This is a genomic window from Leptospira neocaledonica (assembly GCF_002812205.1).
In the GTDB taxonomy this organism is placed as follows: Bacteria; Spirochaetota; Leptospiria; order Leptospirales; family Leptospiraceae; genus Leptospira_B; species Leptospira_B neocaledonica.
On record NZ_NPEA01000004.1, the window covers coordinates 202,659 to 221,924 of the forward strand.

A 19,266-nucleotide genomic window follows, 5' to 3' on the forward strand; every position below is an offset into this window, starting at 1 on the left:
AAATGCAAAGTGGATTTTTATTGGAGATAGTTCTTCCGATCTCACTTTTTATAATTATGTTCGGGATGGGATTATCTTTGACACTCAAAGATTTCGAACGAGTAGCTCTATTCCCTAAAGCAGTATTGGTAGGACTTTTGGCTCAACTTTTACTATTACCGTTTTTAGGATTTATGGTGGCTACTATGTTCCACTTGGAACCATTACTGGCAGTGGGATTAATGGTTTTATCCTGTTGCCCTTCAGGCCCGACTTCAAATATGTATTCGTATTTGTTCAAAGGAGATGTGGCGTTATCTGTAACATTAACTGCTCTTATTAGCGTGATCAAACCTTTCACACTACCGTTTTTAACTTACTACTCCATGGTATATTTTATGGGAGAAGGGAAAACGATCGATCTTCCTATACTCAAAACCATTTTACAACTTTTCATCATTACGGTCCTTCCGGTCGGAATTGGTATGGCTGTAAAAAATTATTCTCCGAAATTTGCTGCTGCTTGCGAGAAACCGGTAAAGGTTTTTTCAATGATCATTCTGTTTGCAATCATTGCAGGTCTTGTACGTCAGAACTGGGAAAAGATGTGGGGATTTTTTGCACAAAGCGGAGCCGCTGCTCTTACTATGAATTGTATCTGTATCAGCCTTGGGTTTTTACTCGGATTACTTTTACGTTTAAGTAGAACTCAAGCGGTCACGATCGCTTTCGAGTTAGGGATCCAAAATGGAACAACTGCACTTTTGGTAACGGGAACTATATTACAAGTACCTACGATGACTGTAGTCCCCATTACTTATAGCCTACTCATGTTTTTAACAGCACTGGTTTTCGGATTGTTTATTTTAAAAAACAGAAGGTCTATTTTAGACCAACCATCTTTAGAAAGAGCAAGTTAAACCTAATTAATAAAAACCCCGAAAGAATTTTCCTTCGGGGTTTTGGCTTTAGAGTTAATTTTTATATCTTTCGATCAACATGGAGCCTGCAATTCCTCCATGAGCACATGCGGTAAGTAATACTGTATTTGCCTTTGGATCTTCTTGCAGGTCCATGATCGCATTATTCACTAAACGAACTCCAGTCGCACCGAATGGGTGACCGATCGCAATGGATCCTCCATTAGGATTGATCTTCTTCTCATCGAATCTTTTTTCCCAATCCCAACCAGTATCCATTTTCAATTGTTCCATGGCCGCTACTGCAGTAGCGGCATACGCTTCATGGATCTCTACATAATCCATATCTTCTAATTTGAGTTGTAGGTCTTCCAACAAACCTTCTGTGGCAACTGCTTGTCCAAGTCCCATCAAATTCGGATGAACACCTTTCATTCTCCATCCGGAAAGTAACCCTTCTATCTTTAACCCGAGAGCCTTTGCTTTTTCTACAGTAGTGATGATCACTCCTGCGGCTCCGTCGGAACGAGGGCTTGCATTGAAGATAGAAACTGTAGGCCCATGCGTCTTCTTCAGATCTTTTCCATATTTTTTCTTAAAGTCTTCGAATTTACTTTGAGGATTATCAAATAGAAGCATTGCTCTTCCCATACGGCTTGGGTTTTCTACGAGGCCTTTTCTAAGTTCTACCGCCTCGTCTATTTTTAATATATTACCTTCTTGGTCTTTTACAGGAATGATAAACGGCTCATATCTCCCTGCCATAGAAGCATCATACGTGCGCTTAAATGATTCGAATGCGATCTTGTCTGTGATCTCGCGAGACAATTCATAATTCTGTGCAAGTATTTCTGCGGTGACCTGCATACCGTAAGAGCTCTCTCCATCGTCTAGACCATCCTCGAGAGTGTCTCTTAACTCTACTCCTTCCGGAAGGTTATCTGGCAGGAGTTTATTCAATTTTTCTAATGATCCGGTTTTCTTATTCAAACGTGCATTTTTTACGATAAAAGGCATATCGGTCTGAGACTCCTCACCGATCACAAGAAATACTTCTCCTTCTCCCAAGATTATCCTTCTGGCGGCTTCTGAGATAGCCTCCAATCCAGATACACAGTTATTTGAGAGAGTGATGGAAGGGATTTCATCCCTGAGCCCGATTAGATTTGCGATTACTCGAGCTGGATTCGGAGAACTTGGAAATCCTTCCCCCACCACGATACCGTCTATTTCTTCTTTTTTGATCCCACTTTTTTGGATGATACTTTCTGCCACAATCTTTCCTAAGTGATGAGCCGGATAAGCCCCCAACCCTTTTGCGATCTGTGCGAATGGAGTCCTAAGCGGAGTACAAATTGCGAGTTTAGTTTCGAGTTTCATCGTTTTTCTCCCGATTCTATTTCGAAAATTTTAATTGGTGCATATACACTATTTAGACCACAAAATGGAGAAGATTGAAAGCAAAATATTTCGAGGGCTCATCTATAGATATGTAAATATAGCAATCCGAGTGCATAAAAAAACCCCGAAGAAGTTTCCTCCTCCAGGGTCCGATTCGATTCAAGAAGTTAAGAATTAACCTTCGAATCTTTCGATGAGCATTGCTCCTGCAATTCCACCGTGAGCACAAGCAGTGAGAACCACTTTCTTAGCTTTAGGGTCTTCTTGAAGGTCCATGATCGCGTTGTTCACCAAACGGATACCAGTAGCTCCGAATGGGTGACCGATAGCGATAGATCCACCGTTAGGGTTGATCTTCTTCTCGTCGAATTTTTGCTCCCATTTCCAACCGGTATCTTTTTCGATTTGAACAAGAGCCGCAACTGCAGTCGCAGCAAACGCTTCATGGATCTCAACGTAGTCTACGTCTTCGATCTTAACTCCGGTGTCTTGAAGAAGGGCTTCAGTAGCATAAGCTTGTCCGATTCCCATCAAGTTAGGATCCACACCGTACATTTTCCATCCGGAAAGAACTGCTTCGATTTTTAATCCAAGAGCTTTAGCCTTTTCAACAGTAGTTAAGATAACACCAGCTGCTCCATCAGAACGAGGGCTCGCGTTGAAGATAGAAACGGTTGGTCCATGAGATTTTTTAAGATATTTGGAATACTTGGTTTTGAACTCATCAAATTTCATTTGAGGGTTTTCAAAAAGAAGCATCGCTCTTCCCATACGGCTTGGGTTTTCAACAAGTCCTTCACGAAGGCCAACTGCCTCATCAATAGTAAGTTCAGTTCCATCTTCGTCTTTCATAGGGATGATGAATGGAGCGTATTTTCCTGCTTTAGAAGCTTCTAATGCTCTTTTGAAGGATTCAAACGCTAATTTATCAGTGATCTCGCGAGAAAGTTCGTAATTCTGAGCAAGGATCTCAGCAGTTACTTGCATTCCGTAAGAAGTTTCTCCGTCACCAAGTCCGTCCTCAAGAGTGTCTCTAAGTTCAACACCTTCAGGAAGATTATCAGGAAGAAGTTTTTTCAGTTTATCCAAGGATCCCGCTTTCTTGTTCAATCTTGCGTTTTTCACAACGAAAGGCATAGAAGTTTGGGACTCTTCTCCGATTACTAAGAAAAGTTCGCCTTCTCCAAGAACAATACGGCGAGCAGCTTCGGAAAGAGCTTCGATCCCGGATACACAGTTATTGGAAACTGTGATCGAAGGAACTTCGTCTCTGAGTCCGATCAGGTTAGCGATTACTCTCGCGGAATTCGGAGCGTTAGAGAATCCTTCCCCAACCACGATCCCGTCGATTTGATCTTTTTTAACTCCACTCTTTGCAATAATATCTTCAGCCACTATACGACCTAAGTGATGGCCAGGATAGGGTCCTAAAGCTTTCGCAATCTGAGCGAAGGGAGTTCTTCTTGGCGTACAAATCGCCAATTTTTTATCGAGTTTCATTGTCTTTCTCCAGACCTTTTATTTGGTACGTTCATTAGAATAAGATAATATGTCATTTCGAGCCTCCCTCGGGGAATTCGGTGACTCGTGCGAATATTTTCAGCAGATCTTCCCCAGGTTTTTTAGGTCTAGATTTGCTTACAGATACTACGAGTAGGTCATCCATTGATTCCGCTAGAATCTCTCCAGTTTCGGAGTCGCTGACTTCTTGTCTCATACGGCTCCAAATTTTATCAAAACTATGAATCCAAGTTTGTATCTTAGCTCTTCTACCTGCGGCGAGAGGTTTACGATAACGGATCTTTCCACCCATATAGAAAAGTGTGGTATCCATTGCGACCAGATCTTCCAGACTTAGTCCGCATTCAGCGGTAAAATTCCAGCGACCTTCTTCCAATAACCTCCAATAATGAGAAGGATTATAGTCACCGAATGGATTTCTTTCGCAGTAAAATAGATCTCTTTCCGCAAGCGTGCGTTCGCAAGTTCCGGAAAAAGAAGGTACAGATTCGAAAGAAGAGATCAGTTCTTCGGAAGGATCTTGGGCTGCGATGAGTTGGAAAGGTTTTCCGTCCTTCTCAGTTCTTACTAATGTTTTGATCTCTGCTGCAACTTTTCCGTTTGGATCCAAAACTTCTTGGGAGAAGGCTAACAGGCCGTCTTGCCCGGAGCGATAACTAGTGCGTATGGATAATTCAGTGTTTTCCATTTGTTGGGCAAGAAAACGTATATCTGCCCCGACGGTTTGTAATCGAACTGATTCTTCGATCATTCTTTTCCAAGAATAGCCCGCTTCTTCTAAGATACGATATCTATCTCCTAGACAAGAGTCTTCATAAGTCCTGCTAGTAGTATGCCTTTGTGTATCTAGATCCGAAAATCTGGTTCTGACTTGTTCTTTTTCCGTAACAGACATTTTGAACCGTCCTGACACTAGCTTAGACCCCTGGGAAATCGGGGCAATAAAAAAATACAGAACGTTCGTTCTGGTTTTTTATACGCTAAACCCAAATTCTATTGACGAAACGAGGTTTTTAGGGCAATACTGAAAAAATAACGTATTTAAGCACATGACCGCTCAAAGAAAAAAAAGAGATTCCGGTGCCAGTGTCCGAGAAAGAATTCTAGATACTGCGACAGATCTTTTCTATAAACAAGGATTCTCCAATACCGGAATGAGACAGATTATCCAAGAATCCGGTTCGGTGGCTGCTAGTCTTTACGATCATTTTCCTTCTAAAAAAGAACTTGGGATCGCTTACCTTGCTCGTCAGGAAGAGAAGACTCTTTCCGATCTTGGTTCTCTCATGGAAAGATATCCGGAAGTCCAAGAATTTTTAAGAGCGTGGGTAATCTTGAAAGAAAGACAGATCCGCCATCATGAATTTTTCGGAGATCCGTTTGCCGGTTTTGCAAATCAGGTTATGGATGCGGACCCAGAATATACAGAATTTCTAAAAGGTATCGCGGAGAAATGGACTAAGATGATCCGAGACTATCTTAGTCGTGCAGTTGCTTCTGGACAATTTTCCAGAACGATGGATATACAATATGTTTCCAGAAGAGTATTGATGGCGTATCACGGTTCCATCACTCTATGGAGAATGACCAAAGATCTGCGTTATATTCGAGAAATGGAAGATAGTCTTAGAGAAATTTTCGAAGATTATATTGCAAAATAGATCATATTCATTTCCGTGCTTTGGATCCGAATTTAATCCTAGATGCCGCTTTGCCTTTTTGAGGCTCTTCTATCACATCTTTTAATTCCGTTTTTTCTGCCTGCAAAAGTTTTAGCGGACTTTCTGCACTTACCTTACAATCCTGCATATGAGTTGCTGAAAAATTCGTAACGGCCAACATCATCTGAGACCAAGCAGTCATACTTTCCGGATTTCTTTTTGCACTTTGTAATCCGTACAAGATAGGATCCTTCATCTTATCCATCAAATTACAGGCGGGAAAATAAATCCCCCCTCCCCTCTTCAAAAATCTCGAGACCGGAATAAAAAGAAAATTTCTAATATGGCTTGGCTTCCCTTTAGAAGCTTCTGCAAATTTAAGATAGATGATCAGATTTTTTTCCGCAAGAGTTTCTGCCTCCTTGATTGAGGCGAGATCCTTCCTGATAATGGATGAAGATCTTGCAAATCCTCTTTCTATCTCATGCCGAATGTGACGAGCACATAGATGTTGTATCATCTCCCATCCTCCCAGCACCACCGATTGAGGACGATAGTATGTGATAGAATCGTCCTTTTCCAGATAGAAATGTCTTCCTTCTTTCTGGTTCAGGTCATAATATAAGTCACCGATGATCACACTATTAGAGGCGTGCTCTTCTGCAGAATGTCGTAGTTCCTCTAAGGCAACCGCATCCTTCAACGGAACAAAAGAGTCGTTTCCGGCCAAAAAATCCAAACAACTTCCGATAAATTCGTGATGTTCGCTATGCTCCTGATAAGCGATCACTTGGGGAGAGCTGCAGGAAAAGTGGAAGAATAAACTAATTAGAAAAAAGAACAGAGATCGAGCCATAATCTACCCGACCGAGTTTTTCATATTCCGTAAATTCTGTCGGTCAAAATCTCGGATCCGGTTTTATAAATATTTAGATTTAGATTGATTATAAAGGGAAGTTTGAAAATAAATTTCCATCCATAGGATTTTAGATTTGAAATCGCAGATTCTATAACGAATCTTCATCCCTCATGAAAGAGAAACTAGGCATTTTCAAAAGGCTCCGTTACCATTTCGATAATTTTATGTCTAGGGGAGGAGGTTCCGTCTTTGTAGCTCTCATGACCCTATTCTTAGGAGCATTCGTATTCCTATCCCTAGTACGGATATTTGGGGCATTCCTCTTTCCGGATGAATCGATTAAAGAGTCAGGTGATTTTTTATGGAGAGTATTTTTGCAAATCTCAGATGCCGGAGCAGTTGCAGAAGACGGAGAATCCAATTGGTTCAATAAGGTTACAGGAATCTTAAGTGTATTTTCAGGTTTAGTCTTATTCTCCAGCTTAGTTGCATTTATCACAAACCAATTCGATCAGAAAATACAAGAACTCAGAAAAGGAAAAAGTGATGTTTTAGAGTCGAATCATACTCTAATCTTAGGATTCGGGATTCGCACGATCGAAATATTAAGAGAATTGATAGAGGCAAATTCTTCCGAATCGGGGAAGGCAGCCGTTATACTTTCTGACCAAGACAAGGAAGAAATGGATGATTTTCTTTCCGAAAATCTGGAAGATACTAAGACCACAAAAATTATCACAAGATCCGGACTACCTTCTCATCTTCATTCATTAAAAAAAGTAAATGCATCCAAAGCAAAAAGTATTATCATACTAAATCCTTCCGGTTCTGAAGAGTCGGAAGAAGGTAAATCGATCGGAGATGCAAAAGTATTAAAATCCATTATGGCCCTCGTTGCATTAAACGGAGAGTCAGGTCTTCCTCCTATCGTTGCGGAACTTCATGGATCAGAAAATCGAAATATTGCATCCGATCTTTCCGAGTCAGTCCAGGTCATGGACGAAAGAAGTATTCTTTCTAAATTACTCGTACAAACGTCCAGGACTTCCGGTCTCGCAATTGTATATTCCAATTTGGTCGGTTTCGAAGGAAATGAGATCTATTTTTATAAACCTAAAAACGGCTGGAGAGGTTTAAACTATTCCGAAATTTCATTTAGGTTCAAAGAATCTGTTCCATTAGGTTTTAGAAAGATGAGCGGAAAAATCATTTTAAATCCTGATCCTGAATATTTACCAGAGAATGAAGAGGACGCAATCATTCTTGCAGAAGACGATTCTAAGATCAAATTCGACGACAAACCTATGGTTGTGACTGCGGCGCTTTCCTATCCGAATACTACTCTTTCACGACCGATCGACAAACAATTGATTATAGGTTGGAATTCCAAAAGCAGGATCATCGTTGATGAATATGCAAAATTTTCCTCTCCGGACTCTCAAATTGATCTTTTAATAAACGAATCCAACGAAGAGATCAAAACCATTCTTGCAAAACTTAAGAAAAAATATCCTCAAATCAAACTTAGATCCTTGATAGCAAATCTTTCTCAAGAAGGCATTCTGGAAAAACTTTCTCCGGAACAGTATGATTCCGTAATATTCTTAGCAGAGGAGAAGGAGAATATCGAAGAAGTAGATGCAAGGACCATTTCTCTTCTGTTAAGGTTCCGCCAATACTTCAAGAAGAAACACCAAACAGGCGGTAAAAAGGCAGAAACCCAGCTTATCACAGAGATCATGAATTCTGAAAATACTGAGCTTGTTTTGGAAACAGGAGTGAAAGACTTCCTGATCTCGAACCAGTTCGTTTCCAAGATGATGGCCCAGGTTTCCCAAGAGCCGGATGTAATGAGAGTGTATGAAAGTTTATTCGATCCGGAAGGGAGTGAAATTTATCTCAAACCTGCATTTCTATATTTCGAGGACTTTCCAAAACGGGTGAATTTTGCGGATTGTATGTATGCGGCCCAGCAAAGAAAGGAAACCTGTTTTGGAATCAGAATTGTTTCGGAAGAAACGGATGAATCCAAGGGTTACGGTGTATATTTGATCCCGGATAAATCCGAATATTTTTCCTTGCACGAATCCGATTCTTTAATCGTTCTATCAGAAGACCAGTCTTAGTTTATTCCGCCTCTTCTTACATTAAAATGGGAGAAATACATTGATCTTAAAAATTTTCCAAATCCTTCTTTACACTTTAATTTTCACTTCCGCATTTTATGCACAAGGCCAACCTACTAAAGTGGAATTGGTAAATGGTTCCGATTCTCCTAAGTTTACTTTGTCTAATTTGAAAACTGCCCCCGCTAGCTGGGAAGAATTAGATAAATTCCCTTTTCCAAATGGAAAAAATTATACATTAAAAATTCCGAATACAACTGGGCATTATATCGGTCCAGATGGAGGAGCTGTCTATCAATGGAGCCCTGGGGTTTATAAATGGGATCTGAAAGACGGAACTAGCTTCATGCATAGGTCCTCGGAGGAATGGGGATTGGAAAAAGACGGAGTAAAGGTCTATTCGTTTCCTAAAAAATGTCCGAACTGCCAATCCGAGCAAGCAATCATATTTCCGGATAATTCTCGGATCACCTCTTCTTTTTATACTGTATCAGAAAAATTAGAATATCTGTACGAGAATGCGTCAGAGAAAAAATTCTTCCGATTTACGAAACCCGGAAGATACGGAAAACTTTCCGAAGAGAAAGATCGTTTTTATTTCGAGTTCGAGCCTAAAAATTCGATTTTCGTTCATGCGTTTACTGAATCCAAGACCACTCAGGATTTTTTCAAAAAGGCGGAGAATGATTTTGATTTAGTACCTTCCTCTAAGATCCTTGTGGCGTTTCTTCAGGATGTTAAGTCTTTCAGAGAGTTTAATAATCTGGCCGGAATCCCATGCAGCGGAGGAAGGGGCGGAATTTACGGGATCAGTTTTTGTGATCCAAGTTCTGAAAAAGACACAATCACGGAAGATTCAGATCGGGAGATAAGAAGGTATCAATACTCTGCTCAGCCCGTTCATATGATCTATCATGAGATCACTCACCATATGCAGCAGATCAAATGTGGTGCAATCCGAGCAGGAAAGAACCTGCCTCCTATCGTCCAACCTGCTTGGCTTGTAGAAGGTCATGCTGAGTTTATAGCGCAATACGGTTGGCCAAAATATAAAGGTACTAAGTATAGAGAATATTATGAAAACATTATTCTCAAAAAGAACAAATTGCAGCTAGAAAAATCGGATCCTTATCTTGCAGGATTTCTGGCGATGGACTTTATATCACAAAAGTACGGGAATTCTAAAATCAAAGATCTTTGGGATAAAACTTGCGAAGGAGAAAGTATAGATTCCGCATTAAAATCCGTATTGAATTCAAATGTTTCCAAATTACAATCGGACTTGCTAAGTTATTTAGATTCGGAAACCAAAGATCTTCCGGCAAAATTTTTAGAATGGGAAATCATCGGAACTCTTATAGTACCTTTTGTTTCGTCGGAGGCTTCTTCTTTCAAGACGGAAGAAATTGGAGAGTTAACGAATATCACCGATCCTTCTTCTATTCCTGATATTAGAATTCCTTTTTCTTTGAAGATAGAGGCACTGAAAGGAAAAGTAGAAGGCGTATTTCAATCTCCTAGAAAGGAAAGGGTATTTCTTTTTAAAAATGGGACGTATCGATTAGAAACTCCTAAATACCAAGTGAATGTCTTTCCGGATGGGACCACAAGTTTCACCTCTGAAAAAAATTCGATTACTGTATGGGGAGCCGGAACTAGGAAATGGGACTCCGGTGGAAAATCTCTTACCTATTTTCCACCGAAACAATAACGAAGACTAACGTTTCTTTTTAGGTTTTGCTTTTTTAGGGGCGGGCTTAGCCGTTTTCTTTTTAGCCGGACTTGCTTTCTTAGTCACAACCTTTTTAGTCGAAACTTTTTTGGAAGGAGCAGAATTAACTGTCTCCTTCTTAGCTTCTTCTTTAGCCGCAGGTTTTTGTTTAATAGGAAGTGGGTCCTTCTTCTCTTCCGAAGTGACTAACGAGCCCAGACACTCAATTCCGAGTGGTCCTAAATATAAATTCAAATGTCCGTATTCGGGGATCTCTACATCGTCAAAATGGCCGAGAGTAGCGCTTTCCCAAGGGCGGACGATACCTTCTCCCTTTGTAAAGACTGCTTGTACATTATGAAATTTTGAATAAGTTTCTACAACTTCTTTGACTAATTTAGATCCAGGCATCATCTGCCAGGTGCAAGGAAAGATAGGAGCAAGGTAAGCCATATAGGTTCCGTTCATAGGAGATCCTACGACGAAAATTTTTCGGACCCTGTCTCTACCTTTATAAGTTAAACCTGCGGCGATTAGTCCGCCCATAGAATGACAGATCAAATAACAATCTTTGATATCCTTCTCTATAAGGAAATTCTCTAGTATCTTGCTTTTTTTACGGATATTTCCCGTTTGGAACCCAAGTGGGACCACGTATACCGGATGCCCAAGAGAGATCAAATGTTTGCGCATTGCAGTCCAAGTCAGACCTCTTCCTAAAAATCCGGAAACGCATACGATAGGTCGTTTGTATCCTTCAGTATGGTCCGGGAGTTCTATAAAGATCCCCAGAATATGACAGAAAAAATAATATATATGGTGATAGATCTCAGCTAAATGTTGTACGAATACGGGACGGATATTCCCTTTTTCGGGAAGGTAAGTAAGATGGTCTCTCTTCATTCGGTTTCTGCCGCGGGCGAAAATCCCGCCCTAGGGTAGAATCCATTCTTAGCCCCGAGGCGCAAACAGAATTTTATGCTCCTTCTACTCTATGAAAAGTGGAAGAATGTCATTTTGTTTTGGTCTCGTATTCTGCAAAAAAATCGCATAATTCTTTATGAGAATACTGATGATCCGCATAGGTAAAAGTACCTGAATTTTTAATTTCAAGTGCAGCCTGTCGGATGAGATGAAAACAGGCCCGAGCAAGACTTCCCCCGATACTTATTCTTCGGACCCCAAGCGATCTTAATTCTTCAACCGTAAGTTGATTATGACTTAAACCCATTACTACATTCAATGGGCCATTAATAGAATTTACTAATGTCCCTATGGTTTTAGGATCTCCTATCCCCGGTATAAAAAGACAATCTGCTCCTGCTTCTCTGTAAGAATTACAACGAGTTATAGCTTCTTCCAAGGCATTCGGATGATTCGTTAAAAAAGCATCCGTTCTTGCGGTGAGTGTAAAAGAAATCCCACTCTGGTCCGCGGCCTTTCTTATTGCATAAATTCTTTCCGCAGCAAGTTTGATATCTAACAAAGGAGAAGAAGAATCCCCGCTTAGATCTTCTATATTACACCCGACCACCCCGATCCCAATCGCTTGTTTCACAGTTTCAGCGACTTGAGAAGGCTGGATTCCGTAGCCGCCTTCCAGGTCTGCGCTTACTGGAATTCCCACGGAATCCACAATGGATTTTACTTCTGCAAGCATGTCTTCTTTACTCATGATCTGGTGATCGGGCAGGCCCGCCGCAAAAGCGATTCCTGCACTCGTTGTCCCGATTGCCGAATACCCCGCACCTGCCAACATACGAGCGCTCCCAGCATCCCATGCGTTAGGCATCACGAAAATATCTTTAGAATGTAGGTTTCGGAATATTTCGCCTAACTGATTTTGAGTAGAAGTCATTCTTTCCTTTGAATATTAATCTTTTTTAAATTTTAAAGAAGCTGAATTGATACAGTATCTTAGCCCGGTCGGTTCGGGACCGTCAGGGAATACATGTCCCAAATGTCCTCCGCATCTTGCGCATAAAACTTCTGTGCGAGTCATTCCATGGCTCGTATCCGTTTCGGATTGAACGGACTTGTCCGCTGCGGGTTTATAAAAAGAAGGCCAACCACTTCCGGATTCATACTTAGTATCAGAGTTAAACAACTCGGCACCGCAGGCAGCGCAAAGGTATTTTCCTTTTTCCTTATTGTAATAATATTCTCCGGTAAATGCTCTTTCTGTCCCTTTTTCCCTGATGATCCTGTATTGTTCAGGACTTAGGGCTTTTTTCCATTCTTCTTCCGACTTCTGCACTTCGTATTTCATCGTACCTCCTTTCTTATCTTTTGGAGCTCCTATAGATTCGGAACATCCGAATAGACAGTTTCCTAATAAACATATAAAACCGATTCCTAATCCGATTCGATCCATTGTATTATTTCCTCGCCAGAAACTTCGATTTTTCTCGGAAAAGGTTACTTTGCTAGTTAAATTACTATGTTGTTCCGGTCTTAAAGTTCAAACATTATTCCAAACACCTGTTCGGTTCTTCTCCTTTGTTCGTATTACAAACCAAAGTTATCAATCCAAAAATGAAGTAATCGGCGTAATACTTGACACAAGCTTAATAAAGCAGTACACCTAAAACCTCTAAGCGACAGGGAGTACACAAATGATTCAGGGAAACTATTTCCAAGATAATATCGACTTACAAACTCATTTTGATAATCTAATAGATTGGGAGGAGATCGTAGCAGCGTACGAAGGCGATTTCCATGACGCCGCCAAATATAGGCAAACGAACGATGAAAGATTTGCATATGCACCTTCTAATGTGCAGGAAGCGATAGATTATTATAAATCTACGGTGGAAGCTTTGGGAGAAATTATGGGAGATTTCGTGGCTCCTCGTAGTAAGGAAATGGATCAAACCGGTTTAAAATATGAGAACGGCAAGGTCACCTTCCCAAAAGCACAAGAAGAATGTTATAAAACCTTAAAAGACGCAGGACTCATGCCTATTTCTATCTCCAGAAAATATGGGGGTTTAGGTTTGCCTGCAACCGTTCAATCTATGATGTGCGAGATAGCCGCCAGAGCAGATGCAGCGTTTTGTCTAGCATACGGAAATATTAATATTGTTGAGATCATGGAAAGGTACGCTTCGGACGAGATGTGCAATGAATGGTTGCCTCAGATCGCTGCCGGAAAATTCAGCGCCGCTATGGCTTTGACCGAGCCTAACTATGGTTCCGATCTACCTAATGTGCAAACCAGAGCGACTCAAGATCCGGACGGAACTTGGAAGATAAACGGAGCAAAACGTTTTATCACTCATGCCTGCGGTTATGTGGATTCTCCTTCCGTAATTCTTACCTTGGCTAGAACAGGAAGCCCAGAAAGTGGCGCAAGAGGACTTTCTTTCTTCTTAGTGCAAGGAAAAGATGTTCATGTTGCTGGAATCGAGCATAAAATGGGATTACACTGCTCTCCTACTTGCGAAGTGGTTTTTGAAAATTCTCCTGGAGTACTGATCGGAAAAACAGGTTACGGTCTCGTTAAATATTCGATGGGAATGATGAATGCTGCAAGGCTTACCATTGCTACCCAATCTTTAGGGATCGGAACTGCTGCATATTTCGAAGCAAAAAAATACGCGTCTGAAAGGATACAATTCGGTAAACCGATAGAGAAGATCCCTGCAGTCCGAAAAATTTTGGATAAGATGGAAAGAGAAATTTTAGCCACAAGATGCCTTGTTTCCGAAACAGGAAGAACTATCGATCTCTATCATTGGAGGAAAGAAAGAATGCTCAAAGAAGAAGGTAAGAGCGAGAGAGATGTAAACCAAGACGAAACAATCCGTCGTTGGGAAAAACTCGCAGACTTATTCACTCCAATGAGTAAATATTACGCCTCCGAAGGTTGTGTGGCACTTGCATCCGACGCAATCCAAATCCACGGCGGAAGTGGCTACACCGAAGATTACGATGTAGCAAGAATCTACAGAGATAGCAGGATCACCACAATTTATGAAGGCACTACTCAATTGCAGATCGTAGCTGCAATCGGAGGTGTAGTTTCTGGAATGGCGGCAAGCGGTCACCTAAGAGCTTATGCGGAAGAAGAAATGTCCAAATTTTCTCCTTCTACAGATCTAAGATCTCTTTGGGAAAAATTGGAGCAAGCGGTTCATTCTTATAAATCGATCGGAGACGGTTTTACAAAAGACGAACTCGCTTTCGAAACTGTTGAGATCGCCGCAAGATTCGTGGCAGGTATGTTATTAGAAAAATCCCTTACTCAAGTGGATGGGGATTTGAAAAAACAAAGGATCAAACATTCACAAGATTATAATATAGATTCCTTAGCTATCGCAGAAGGAAATCTATTGCGTCTTGAAAGAGCAAACAGGCAAGCGGCAGCAGCTGTTTAAAAAAGATAACGGCCGGCAATTGTCGGCCGTTTGTTTATTCTTCCTTTTTTTCTCCGGGAAGATGAGGAATTTCTCCGATCGCAACCCCTAGGGCAATACGATTCAAAGAATGTTGGTGCAACATTTTACGATAAGTAATCTCGGCATTTAACATTGCGATCCTGGAAGCAATCGCTTCTATTCTACTATTTCTACCAGAACGATATCCGCTTGCTTGGCTTTGAGAAGTTTCTTGAGCGGATACAAATGCCTTTTGGTAGATCGCTAATATCTTTTGGGAATTTTTAAAACTTTCAAAAGCGTTCCTTATTTCCTGAGTAGCAACTCTTCTTGTTTGAGAAGCTGTTAACTTTGCTTGCTTCTTTGCGGAATCCGCAGCCTTTAGGTCCGCCATTTGGGAGAATGGAGTCAATGGCATAGTAATCTGCAACTGAGCAGTAATATCCTTGGAATGAGTCGTACCTGGATAAGGAAACGAATAATAATTATTTAATGCGATTGTAGGAGCAAAACCCACCCAGGCCTTGTCCTTTTGTGCTTCGGCCACTTTAACACTTTGGTGGGCGGAAAGAACATCATATCTTTTTGCTAAATATTCTTCAGGCTCCATTCCCGTAGGAACCGGTTCCAATTCTGCCTTGAATCCAGCAACAGAAATAGGTTTTTCATAACCGACCATAGTGGCCAACGTGATACGCACTTGTTCCAGTTGGAATTTTGCATCAGCAAGAACAGCCTCCGCGTTAGAAAGACTTGTCTCTGAATTCAGAAGATCGGATCTCATGATCCTTCCTACTGCATACATTCTTTTTCTTTCCTGCAAGGAGTCTTGGTTCAAATCGTATGCTTCTTGGGAAATTTTAACACTTTCTTCCAATTGTAAAAAGTTGAAGTAGGCCTGCGCAATTTCCAGATACATTCTGCCAGCTTCATGTTTTGCTTCTAGTCTTCTCTGCTCCGCCAAACTTTTAGAGGCTCTATAATCTTGGTAAGAAGCAAGTCCTGCAGAGAGCGGAATACTGAGTAATAAACGAGAACCCGCTCCCACAGTAGGTGGAAGGCTACTTCCGGAACCGGAAGAAGGTAATAGACTGAGAGGATCCCCACTTTGAATTGCCTTATATGTTTTATAATTATCTACTATAGAGGGCTGCTGTGTATGCCCCGGAACCGAATAGAATTTGTTAAACACGTAAGAAAGAGTAGGCATAAAACCTGCAAATGCTTTATCTTTCTGCGCTAAAGCTTGTTCTGTCGCCTCGTTCTTTAAGGCAATCCGTTCTGTTCTTTCCACTGCAAGAATATAAAGATCGTCCAAGCCGAATGTTTCTTTTGCGACTGTCTTCTCTACATCTTGCGTTGTGATCCCTGTAATATTTTTTAAACTTTCTTCCACGACTCCGTCCGCAACTTTTACCTCCGGGCTGGAAGCACATTCCCAGAGAAAAAAACAGGCAATAATGGAGAATATTAATTTTTTATAATTTTTAAGAGTATCTACGTACTTCATCTTTCTCATTTTCCATAAGATAATAAGCGGCTGGAACTACCACTAAAGTGATTAATGTTGAAACGATCAAACCGCCTAAAATGGTGATCGCCATGGGTATCCGAGTTTCCGCCCCAGGACCCAAGGCCAAGGCGGGCGGAATAGCAGCCGCAATTGAAGAGAAAGTAGTCATCAGCACCGGTCTCAAACGGACAGGGCATCCGATCCGAATTGCATCAGCAATATTTTTACCTTCTCCTCTTACATGATTCACAAATTCCACCAGAAGGATCGAGTTCTTCTTCACAAGTCCTAAAAGCAGAATCAATCCTATAAAACTATACATATTAAAGGACTGCCCTGCAATCCAAAGAGCGATTAACGCACCGGAAAAGCTAAAAGGCATAGAAAGAAGAATATAGAAAGGCTGCTTTAAACTATTAAACTGGCTTGCCAAGATCATAAATGACATTATGATACCTAAGATCAAAGCACCGGATAAACTGGACTGAGATTCTGAAGCCGTTTTTGCGGAACCTGTGATATCTACGTGATAACCTTCGGGGAGCATTTCTCTCGCAATCCGAATGGCTTCGTTTGTTGCCCAGGTTTGTCCTTTTTCTTTCGGCGGGTTTCCGAAAATTTTAATGGATCTATCTCGGTTCACTCTAGTGATATTTTTGAGAGTGTTGGTTGCTTGAAGAACTAATACATCTTTCAAACGAACAATCTCTCCGTAAGTGTTCCTGACCCCGATATTAGGAATGATGTCTGTATTTTCTCCTTTGTCCTTGTCGATCTTGACTCGAACATCGAAACTTCTACCATTCTCCGTAAAACGACTTACATTACGCCCCCCCATAAGAGGTCCGATCGTATTCCCTATATTTGCCATACTCACACCGCGGAGTGCGGCTGACTCCCTATTCGGAAGAATTTTCACTTCCGGTTGGCCGGAAACATAGTCGGTGTCTATATCCAAAATCGTTTTAGAAGAATCTAATTTTTCTCGGATAGAATCCGATACTTTGGCGAGTGTGGCCCAATCAGGTCCTGTCAAAACTAACTCAACAGGATAACCTCTTCCCGCACTGAAACCTCTTTGAGAAAGATCTTGGACGGAAAACTTCGCCTCAGGCACAAGATCTTTCAGATCCTTTCTGAATTCTGTGAAAACTTCAGACTGAGTGATCTCTCTTCCCGTTTTTTTACTCTTAGGACGATTTCCCATATCCTTCATGGTAACGAAGAACATACCCGTATTGGATTCGGTACCTCCCATTCCTCCGATATTACTCATGTATTTTTCCACAATAGGACGGGAGCTGAGATAACTCTCCACCTTCTTCATTGCTTCATCCGTACGAATGATGGAAGAACCGATCGGCATTTTTGCTCGAACGATAAATCTTCCCATGTCCTGAGGAGGAATGAATTCCTTTTTGAGTAAGAACAAAAAAATAAGAGAGAACGCAAAAAATAGAACGGAAGAAACGAGCACCGTCCCAGGTTTACGAATTACAAATTCTAAAACTCTGCCGTACACTCTCTCGGAAAATTGAAGAAAGTTCTCTATTACAGGATCCATTCTTTTGAAGAAAGAAAAACGATCCGCTACGTTCTTTAATTTAGAAAAGAATGTGTCAGCAGGTAGGGTAAAAGGAGATTTTGATTTTTGTTTTTTCTGGGCCTCTTTACTTTCTCTGTAACGAGAAGCTCTCATTGGGGTAAAACTTAAAGCTTCAAAAAGAGAAAGTGCAACTGCTACGGAAACTGTAACTCCGAATTCCAAAAAGTAACGGCCGATGATTCCTTTCATAAACGCTACCGGAAGGAAGATCGCAATGATCGCAAGTGTAGCGGCTAACGCAGCGAATCGGATCTCGGAAGCTCCGTCCAATGAGGCCTGAAACCATGTTTTTCCGGATTCTCTGTGTCTACTGATATTCTCCAATACCATGATTGCATCGTCCACGACAATACCCGTCGCCAAAGAAAGACCAAGCAAAGTAAATGTATTTAATGTGAAACCTGCAAAATATAAGATCAAAAAGGTTCCCATCACTGAAGTAGGAATTGCAAGAAGAACGTTCCAAGTACTACTCCAATTCCCCAAAAACAACCTACATACAATTCCTGTCAGTACGGCGGAAAGTATAAGAGTAAAAACTAACTCGTGAACCGAATCTCTGATAAAAGTAGTATTATCATTGGAAATATTCAGTTCGAATCCAGGAGGAAGACTTGGCCGAAGCTCTTCTAACTTGACCTTGACCAAGTCGCCGACTTCTACAGCGTTTGCTCCTTTGATTTTTTTGATTCCGAGACCCACTGCAGAAACTCCATTAAATCTAGAAATTCTGCGGATCTCATCTAGACCATCTTCGATCTTGGCAACTTCTCTCAAGCGGACGGGGCGGAACATTGCGGCTCCACTTCTGGAGTTAATATATATATTAGAAAATTGTTCTACAGTCGGAACATCCCCCACCGCTCTTAAGGAAACTTCGGAAAGTTTATTCTGCACTCTTCCAGAAGGGACTTCTATATTCTGTTCGGTTAATGTATTGATGATATCAGTTACTGTAAGTTCCGCTCTTAAAAGACGTAGCGGATCTAAAAATACATTGATAGTGCGGTCTACATAACCTCCCAGAATGATCTCTCCAACTCCCGGAATTTCTTGGAACTTATCCTTGAGTCTGGTCTTGACGAAGACCATCTTTTCCTGATCGCTTCTGTTTGGAGCGGTTAATGCCACCCAAATGATCGGTTGGTCATCCGGGTTAGATTTCATGATGACTGCAGGATCCAAATCATCCGGAAGTTTATTGCTGACTTGAGCGATTTTGGTTTGGATCTCTTGGACTGCTACATCCACATCACGTTTGAGTTCCAACTCCACCGTGATGGTTGCAGAACCGTCTGTGGAAACGGAACGAACTTCCACCACACCTTGGACTGTCATCAGAACTTCTTCGATAGGATCGACTACGTCGGTCTCCATGACCTGAGCATTTGCGCCGGTCAAGTTGAGAGTAACGTTCACGATCGGAAAGTCCACGTCTGGCATCTGAGAAAGACCCATACGGGAGAAGCCGATACTTCCCAGCAGGATGATAGCAGCCATCATCATCCATGCGAAAATTGGATTACGAATAGAAACCTCAGAAAGTTTCAAAGGAACCTCTTTCTATATATATTTGTAGGGAGGGATTTT

The 19,266-nt window shown here is 41.3% G+C and carries 14 protein-coding genes; 5 read left to right on the forward strand and 9 right to left on the reverse strand.

Annotation, left to right across the window (positions count from 1 at the left end; genetic code table 11):
• Positions 1-2: 2 nt before the first annotated feature.
• Complete coding sequence (locus CH365_RS08050; RefSeq protein ID WP_100768066.1) at positions 3-899, forward strand: bile acid:sodium symporter family protein; 897 nt, start codon at positions 3-5, stop codon at positions 897-899.
• 54 nt (positions 900-953) lie between these two features.
• Here the strand turns inward: CH365_RS08050 and CH365_RS08055 are convergent, their stop codons facing one another.
• The 3 genes from CH365_RS08055 to CH365_RS08065 form a co-directional block, all read right to left on the reverse strand.
• On the reverse strand, positions 954-2,279 hold the full coding sequence (locus CH365_RS08055; protein ID WP_100768067.1) for a thiolase family protein: 1,326 nt from the start codon (positions 2,277-2,279) through the stop codon (positions 954-956).
• Between the two features lie 195 nt (positions 2,280-2,474).
• On the reverse strand, positions 2,475-3,800 hold the full coding sequence (locus CH365_RS08060; RefSeq protein WP_100768068.1) for a thiolase family protein: 1,326 nt from the start codon (positions 3,798-3,800) through the stop codon (positions 2,475-2,477).
• Between the two features lie 52 nt (positions 3,801-3,852).
• Positions 3,853-4,716 carry a thioesterase family protein gene (locus CH365_RS08065; protein WP_100768069.1) on the reverse strand — a complete coding sequence of 288 codons (864 nt, stop codon included), beginning with the start codon at positions 4,714-4,716 and terminating at the stop codon, positions 3,853-3,855.
• A 154-nt stretch (positions 4,717-4,870) separates the two neighbouring features.
• Here CH365_RS08065 and CH365_RS08070 point away from each other — a divergent pair, with 154 nt between their 5' ends.
• A complete protein-coding gene (locus tag CH365_RS08070) occupies positions 4,871-5,482 on the forward strand; it encodes a TetR/AcrR family transcriptional regulator (protein WP_100768070.1) in 612 nt (203 codons plus the stop codon).
• A gap of 7 nt (positions 5,483-5,489) precedes the next feature.
• On the opposite strand, the gene CH365_RS08075 is transcribed toward CH365_RS08070, so the two are convergent.
• On the reverse strand, positions 5,490-6,338 hold the full coding sequence (locus CH365_RS08075) for a hypothetical protein (RefSeq protein WP_100768071.1): 849 nt from the start codon (positions 6,336-6,338) through the stop codon (positions 5,490-5,492).
• 173 nt (positions 6,339-6,511) lie between these two features.
• On the opposite strand from CH365_RS08075, the gene CH365_RS08080 reads away from it, so the two are divergent.
• Positions 6,512-8,467, forward strand: a complete 1,956-nt coding sequence (locus CH365_RS08080; RefSeq protein ID WP_100768072.1) for a CASTOR/POLLUX-related putative ion channel — start codon at positions 6,512-6,514, stop codon at positions 8,465-8,467.
• Positions 8,468-8,507: 40 nt separating this feature from the next.
• The gene (locus tag CH365_RS08085; protein WP_100768073.1) at positions 8,508-10,178 is read left to right on the forward strand and encodes a DUF6055 domain-containing protein; all 1,671 of its coding nucleotides are present in this window, start codon (positions 8,508-8,510) and stop codon (positions 10,176-10,178) included.
• A gap of 6 nt (positions 10,179-10,184) precedes the next feature.
• On the opposite strand, the gene CH365_RS08090 is transcribed toward CH365_RS08085, so the two are convergent.
• From CH365_RS08090 to msrB, 3 genes are all read right to left on the reverse strand, one after another.
• Positions 10,185-11,081: an esterase/lipase family protein gene (locus tag CH365_RS08090; RefSeq protein WP_100768074.1), complete on the reverse strand. Its 897-nt coding sequence runs from the start codon at positions 11,079-11,081 to the stop codon at positions 10,185-10,187.
• A 109-nt stretch (positions 11,082-11,190) separates the two neighbouring features.
• Positions 11,191-12,036, reverse strand: a complete 846-nt coding sequence (locus tag CH365_RS08095; protein ID WP_100768075.1) for an isocitrate lyase/PEP mutase family protein — start codon at positions 12,034-12,036, stop codon at positions 11,191-11,193.
• A 15-nt stretch (positions 12,037-12,051) separates the two neighbouring features.
• On the reverse strand, positions 12,052-12,447 hold the full coding sequence (msrB, locus tag CH365_RS08100; protein ID WP_208861186.1) for a peptide-methionine (R)-S-oxide reductase MsrB: 396 nt from the start codon (positions 12,445-12,447) through the stop codon (positions 12,052-12,054).
• Between the two features lie 346 nt (positions 12,448-12,793).
• Here msrB and CH365_RS08105 point away from each other — a divergent pair, with 346 nt between their 5' ends.
• Positions 12,794-14,557 carry an acyl-CoA dehydrogenase family protein gene (locus CH365_RS08105; protein WP_100768077.1) on the forward strand — a complete coding sequence of 588 codons (1,764 nt, stop codon included), beginning with the start codon at positions 12,794-12,796 and terminating at the stop codon, positions 14,555-14,557.
• Positions 14,558-14,591: 34 nt separating this feature from the next.
• Here CH365_RS08105 and CH365_RS08110 read toward each other — a convergent pair whose 3' ends face one another.
• Together CH365_RS08110 and CH365_RS08115 are read right to left on the reverse strand one after the other, a co-directional pair.
• Entirely contained in the window at positions 14,592-16,067 is a 1,476-nt protein-coding gene (locus CH365_RS08110) for a TolC family protein (RefSeq protein WP_100768278.1), read from the reverse strand.
• Positions 16,045-19,182, reverse strand: coding sequence for an efflux RND transporter permease subunit (locus tag CH365_RS08115; RefSeq protein WP_244283085.1), 3,138 nt, complete (start codon positions 19,180-19,182; stop codon positions 16,045-16,047). The genes CH365_RS08110 and CH365_RS08115 overlap by 23 nt, the downstream gene beginning before the upstream one ends.
• Positions 19,183-19,266: the final 84 nt, after the last annotated feature.

Bases quoted from the DNA above. Each gene is read 5' to 3' on its own strand.
- CH365_RS08065 (WP_100768069.1), bottom strand. From the start codon at position 4,716: ATGTCTGTTACGGAAAAAGAACAAGTCAGAACCAGATTTTCGGATCTA.
- CH365_RS08105 (WP_100768077.1), top strand. From the start codon at position 12,794: ATGATTCAGGGAAACTATTTCCAAGATAATATCGACTTACAAACTCAT.
- CH365_RS08090 (WP_100768074.1), bottom strand. From the start codon at position 11,081: ATGAAGAGAGACCATCTTACTTACCTTCCCGAAAAAGGGAATATCCGT.
- CH365_RS08075 (WP_100768071.1), bottom strand. From the start codon at position 6,338: ATGGCTCGATCTCTGTTCTTTTTTCTAATTAGTTTATTCTTCCACTTT.
- CH365_RS08095 (WP_100768075.1), bottom strand. From the start codon at position 12,036: ATGACTTCTACTCAAAATCAGTTAGGCGAAATATTCCGAAACCTACAT.
- CH365_RS08110 (WP_100768278.1), bottom strand. From the start codon at position 16,067: ATGAAGTACGTAGATACTCTTAAAAATTATAAAAAATTAATATTCTCC.
- CH365_RS08060 (WP_100768068.1), bottom strand. From the start codon at position 3,800: ATGAAACTCGATAAAAAATTGGCGATTTGTACGCCAAGAAGAACTCCC.
- CH365_RS08080 (WP_100768072.1), top strand. From the start codon at position 6,512: ATGAAAGAGAAACTAGGCATTTTCAAAAGGCTCCGTTACCATTTCGAT.
- CH365_RS08115 (WP_244283085.1), bottom strand. From the start codon at position 19,182: ATGATGATGGCTGCTATCATCCTGCTGGGAAGTATCGGCTTCTCCCGT.
- CH365_RS08070 (WP_100768070.1), top strand. From the start codon at position 4,871: ATGACCGCTCAAAGAAAAAAAAGAGATTCCGGTGCCAGTGTCCGAGAA.
- CH365_RS08050 (WP_100768066.1), top strand. From the start codon at position 3: ATGCAAAGTGGATTTTTATTGGAGATAGTTCTTCCGATCTCACTTTTT.
- msrB (WP_208861186.1), bottom strand. From the start codon at position 12,447: ATGAAATACGAAGTGCAGAAGTCGGAAGAAGAATGGAAAAAAGCCCTA.
- CH365_RS08055 (WP_100768067.1), bottom strand. From the start codon at position 2,279: ATGAAACTCGAAACTAAACTCGCAATTTGTACTCCGCTTAGGACTCCA.